This window comes from Methylobacterium sp. J-030 (genome assembly GCF_022829545.1).
Lineage (GTDB): Bacteria > Pseudomonadota > Alphaproteobacteria > Rhizobiales > Beijerinckiaceae > Methylobacterium.
This window is the reverse complement of sequence record NZ_JAKSYM010000339.1, coordinates 1-519: the sequence shown is the minus strand read 5'-3', so window position 1 is coordinate 519 and position 519 is coordinate 1. Positions and strand designations below refer to the sequence as shown.

At 68.6% G+C, this 519-nt stretch carries 1 pseudogene; it reads left to right on the top strand.

What is annotated here, in order from left to right:
* Nucleotides 1-519 (top strand): annotated as a pseudogene (locus tag MKK75_RS26100) (IS3 family transposase); the annotation flags it as partial.

The window sequence follows — 519 nt, the reverse complement described above, 5'->3', positions numbered from 1 at the left end:
AGGCGGTGGACGGGATCCGAGAGAAGTACGGCCTCTCGGACCGTCACGCCTGCCGGATCGTCGGCCAGCATCGGGGCACGCAGCGCTATGTGCCGACCGTGCTGGCGGACGAGGATGGGCTGACCCGGGCCATCGTCGCCCTGGCGTCCGAGTACGGACGCTACGGCTACCGCCGCGTCACCGCGCTGCTGCAGGCAGCGGGGTGGCAAGTGGGCAAGGACCGGGTTCATCCTTCGAGAACCTCAGGATGAGGGCATCTGGCGTCGCGCGGGGCTGAAGGTCCCTAGCCGACAGAGACCCCGCAGCCGACTCTGGCTGAACGATGGCTCGGGCAAACGGCTACGACCGCTCCACCGCAATCACGTCTGAAGCTTCGACTTCGTGCAGGCTCAGACGCACGACGGCCGGAGCCTGCGCATCCTGACGCTGATCGATGAGCCCAGCCGGGCGTGCCTCGCCTTGACGGTGGCGCGGCGCATCGACAGCCTCGGCGTGATCGAGGCCCTGGCCGATGCGATG